The organism is Mesorhizobium sp. M1A.F.Ca.IN.020.06.1.1 (genome assembly GCF_004023265.1).
In the GTDB taxonomy this organism is placed as follows: Bacteria; Pseudomonadota; Alphaproteobacteria; order Rhizobiales; family Rhizobiaceae; genus Mesorhizobium.
Window position 1 is genome coordinate 1 of the sequence record NZ_RZSR01000534.1, and the last position, 4166, is coordinate 4166.

4 protein-coding genes and 2 pseudogenes are annotated in these 4166 nt (G+C 56.7%); 1 reads left to right on the forward strand and 5 read right to left on the reverse strand.

Going from position 1 to position 4166, the window contains the following annotated elements; genetic code table 11:
• Positions 1 to 107 precede the first annotated feature (107 nt).
• From EOA60_RS21610 to EOA60_RS39745, 3 genes are all read right to left on the reverse strand, one after another.
• On the reverse strand, positions 108 to 404 hold the full coding sequence (locus tag EOA60_RS21610) for a helix-turn-helix transcriptional regulator (RefSeq protein WP_127335606.1): 297 nt from the start codon (positions 402 to 404) through the stop codon (positions 108 to 110).
• A 14-nt stretch (positions 405 to 418) separates the two neighbouring features.
• Positions 419 to 790 (reverse strand): type II toxin-antitoxin system RelE/ParE family toxin, encoded by a 372-nt coding sequence (locus EOA60_RS21615; RefSeq protein WP_127335607.1) that lies wholly within the window; start codon positions 788 to 790, stop codon positions 419 to 421.
• Between the two features lie 936 nt (positions 791 to 1726).
• On the reverse strand, positions 1727 to 2326 hold the full coding sequence (locus tag EOA60_RS39745; RefSeq protein WP_128311842.1) for a cold-shock protein: 600 nt from the start codon (positions 2324 to 2326) through the stop codon (positions 1727 to 1729).
• 332 nt (positions 2327 to 2658) lie between these two features.
• Here EOA60_RS39745 and EOA60_RS39120 point away from each other — a divergent pair.
• Positions 2659 to 2718, forward strand: a pseudogene (locus EOA60_RS39120) (hypothetical protein); the annotation flags it as partial.
• Between the two features lie 148 nt (positions 2719 to 2866).
• On the opposite strand, the gene EOA60_RS21630 reads toward EOA60_RS39120, so the two are convergent.
• Both EOA60_RS21630 and EOA60_RS21635 read right to left on the reverse strand, forming a co-directional pair.
• Positions 2867 to 3892, reverse strand: coding sequence for a dienelactone hydrolase-related enzyme (locus EOA60_RS21630; protein ID WP_127335839.1), 1026 nt, complete (start codon positions 3890 to 3892; stop codon positions 2867 to 2869).
• Positions 3893 to 3901: 9 nt separating this feature from the next.
• Positions 3902 to 4166, reverse strand: a pseudogene (locus EOA60_RS21635) (hypothetical protein); the annotation flags it as partial.

Sequence of the window (4166 nt, forward strand, 5' to 3'; positions counted from 1 at the left end):
CGTCGCACCTGGTCACGAGGTCTCTCGCAGGTCCTCGCCGATGTCGAGGCGGCCGCGGCACAGCGCAATGCCGTCTCCATAAGACGACATGTCAGGCCTTCCTCGGGTTACGCGTCAACGAGCTCGATTTTCAATTTCTTGCCCACGGACCGCGCAGCCTTTTCCAGCGTATCCAAAGACACCGAAACGTTGTCGGGGTCGAGAATCCGTTTGACCTGAGTCCGACTTGTCCCCATCCGGGTTGCCATCTCGCTTTTGGTTACAGCGCGCCGTTTGCGGGCGGTCTCGATTTCCCACGCAAGCACCCTCTTAATCGCCGCGCCGTAGACTTCTTCCCGTTCGCCAAGCTCCTCGAGGAAGCCCTCGAGAGTGCCGCCGACGGAAGGATGAGTTTCTCTGTTCATAGCCGGGCCTCTGCTCACTTTGTCTTCTTCTTGCGTTTGCTTTCCCTTTGCCGCCTCTTATGGTCACGAAGGCGATCAATGGCTAAATTGATGGCCTCGTCCTGGCCCCTCTTTCCTTCATGGCCATGGAGAAGGAGCATCCCGCGTCCTTCAATCGAAAAATACGTTCTGGCTTCAACCTTGCCCCGTTTGATCGTTGAGCGAACCTCCAACACACCTTCACGCAGGTTCCTGCAAACAGGCATGCCGACCGGCCAACCGAACTCTACGGTGGCGATATCCGCTCCGACGATTATTCTGTCTTCCTTCGCCAATTCCAGAAGCCAATCACGTACGGGCTCATTCCCGGATTCTGTAGCGTAGAACGCTGCGGTGATCCGCTTCATTGCAATTCTCTGTACCTTATAAGGTTCATTTTGGCCAAAATCAAGACCTGGCACAGCACGTGCGAGACTGCAAGTCAGAGGGAACCGTACCTTGCCGCCAGTCTGCAGCACAGGTCACGCAGGCAACGTCGGCAGCTTTAGCTATCGTTCATTTTCGTGATCAGCTTTCGCCGATTTCCGAGAGCCATCGCACCCTGGGGAGGCGCGCCGCCACGCAGCGAAACCTAGCTCCAAGGCTTCGGCCGCCGTCCTTCCCGTCAGCCCCTTAATGAAACGGCTGTCCGGTTTATTTGGCAGGCTTATGGTCGAAATTCGGCTGAAGTTTGACTCTGGTGGCGGCGCTATCTTATTGATTTCTTGGAAATTCTGCGTGCGAACTTTTGCCTCAAAATGCATAATGACCTTTGGGCAAAGGGGCTCGGCCCTCGGCGTCATTGACTTGGTAACCGTCGGCCCTACACACGTCCCATGCTGCTTCGGCGGCAACCGAGATAAACAGCGAGCCAGCTCATCCGATAAGCACTGCGATTGTGGTGCTTGGATGGGCTGGTTCCATTTGTAGATGCTGCTAGCGCGCTACACCCTCCTTAACGGGGGTTTTGTCACTCAGAGACTGCTTGGGCATCATCTACGGATCGAGATTGACGCCAAGCGTCGTGTCCTGGGCTTCTGCGAAAGCGGATGCAACGCAAACAAGTGGGCGCGCACGGGAGTAACGGCTTCTTAACCACGAGCGGGCATTGTGAGCGTGGGCGTTGCCTCGCGCCTACCTGACCGTCCGCCTTTGACGGAGCAGCCCTCGCCTAGTGTCGGCGACCAACGCTTTCATGTAACCCAGCCCCTAACAGTATGCGTCGGCCGCCGACCGGCTGCGGTTTGTTGTTGGGTGCGGGTCTTAGACCCATTTAAGAGCCAATTGAGCGCAACTGATAGGTTTCAGGCAATACGAATAGTCTGGGCCTCCAAGCCTTTTTTGCCCGGCCCCTGCTCGAACAGCACCTTCTGTCCCTCGACCAGCGCGCTGAGCCCAGAGCGGGATAGCGCGGAGGCATGAACGAAGACGTCTTTACCTCCACCTTCAGGCGCAATGAAGCCAAAGCCCTTTTCACTATTGTACCACTTCACGGTACCCTTGGTTGCGAACTGCGCTTGCTGCCGAACGCTGGCTGTTCCACCGGCCACCGCGCTCGCCGAACTTTTCGGGATCTCCTCTCCGATTTCCAGTACTTGCGCCACCTGATGACCCTTTTTCGTTTCTTCCAACGTGACCTTGAGATGCGCGCCTTCGGCGACACCGCGGCTTCCGATCGCCTCCAACACGCGCAGGGGCAAATAGGCCTCTGTGCCGTCTGAGGCTTTGACGAACCCAAATCCCTTGCTTGCATTGAACCATTTCACGTGAACATCGACCGGCGCCGCGACCGCGGGCGGTGGCCGCTGAAAGAAGCTGGGCACGATAGACTTTTCCGGAAAAGCAAAGGGCTCGTCGTCATCTCGATGCCGACGCGGCTTGCGATGGTCTTTGTACCTGCTCATGTTTTCTCGGTTGGCGTAGGAGGAGGCGTTGCGCCCCCCTATGAATAAGGTTGGACGGCTGGCTGATCAACGCCGTCTCGTACAGCCGCCGACCCATCAGGACCGGCCACTATCTTCAATCGGGGTTGTTTTTCGCGGCGGGATCCCCTACCCTGCGAAATGTCATCGCACCGTCGCCACATTCGTCGCATTGCCGCCCCCTTCTCCGCGCCATTCAGGCGCGGCATGCTTGGCCACATGCTCGCCCAGTTCGCGACCGACAGCTACATCGTGCATGCGCGCCGAGCATTATCGGAATTGAGCCGAGGATTCGCCGCACCCTCGAGCTGCCGATGGCATTCAACCTTGCCCAACTCCATGAGGTGCTCCAGGCCTCCTTTGGGATCGATAGTCATTTGCACCAGTTCAACATCGGCGGCATCATCTATGGCGCGCCGGAGTTCGACGACGACGGCTTCTCCGCCGATCGCATCTTGGACCGCGCCGCTGGACCGAGGCAGGTACGCGCGCCAACCCATACAGATAACCCGTGCACACAGGTCAGGATCGCCGGGCCGCCTTGCCAGCACACGACAGAAACCGCTTCAAGCTCAAACCGGCCAACAAAATGTAAGGCGGCATGCCGAGCGAATAGTGACCACAGTTCAATTCCAAAATATTTGGCTTAGCTCCGGCGTGCTTCAGCCTCCGCATGAACCTCTCTGATATCCCTGGCAGCACCACTTTGTCTCTCTTAGCCAACACAACGTGAAGATCGAGATCAGGCCTCGCTAAACTATGTGCGTAATTCTCCAAGTTAAGTGGACCCCAGGCCCTTCTGAGTTCGGATAGCTCGATCTCAGGCTCAAGGCTATCGCGTATCAATCGTGTCGCGCGACCCGTCCAGACCATGTCCGCTAGGCTCCCCGCCGTCAGAAACAGCGAGGCTTTTGACACAGCCTGGTCGCGCACAGCAATTAATCCCGCGACCCAGGAACCTAAGCTCATGCCAACAACCGAAATCTCTCTATAGCCTTCTTTCTTCAACCATCGTATGAGCTTTCGCCCATCCAATACCGCCTGCCGTACAGACTGGATTGTTCGCCCGAGATTGGGGCTGAGCATATAATCGGCGTGGACGGAGCCGGGACGGCTGCGCTCGAAGTGGTAAGGCATAGCAATCTCGGCAACCGTGATGCCACGCCGCGAGAAGAAGTTGGCAATCTGGCTGTTCCGCGCGCTTGCATTCCAATGATGAAAGATCACCATCGCTTGATCGAACGAGCCGCTTTCTGTGATTTTCGCCCACACAACATTGTTGGCTGCGATCTCAGTCGCAACGTCCGAGGGAAATTTTAGCCACCCATCTTTCCTTTCAAAACGCTGATCGCTGTCACTCGGCTCATCGAAAAAAGCTGGATTGGCCACGGCCTGGTCCGCAAGCGCACAAAATTCCTCGATGCTTGCGATCTTCCCCGCTCCCGGAAAGGCGCGGTCCGCGTCAAGGATGAAATCCGTTGTCTTCTTCCCCTCCTCCCCGCGTTGCGCGCGCCGTTCATCCCAATGATCAAGCCAACGATGATACACTTCAATTTTTCCTAATTCGCCCGTTCGCCATCGCCAAATCCGGGATCAATGAGGCCGTATATCGCGAGCAGCACTCCGACGCCCAGAAGGATCGAAAAGCCAGCAAATGCATCGATCAGCAAGTAGCCAACAACGAGCAACGCCACGACCGCCGACATCTTCCACAAAGGCACCTGAAACCGACTTCCGACACCTAAACGGATGGACCCATACACAAAAACAACACAGGTCGAAATAACGATAAGAAAGCTGCTGTAGTGCGTCGGCATCCTAT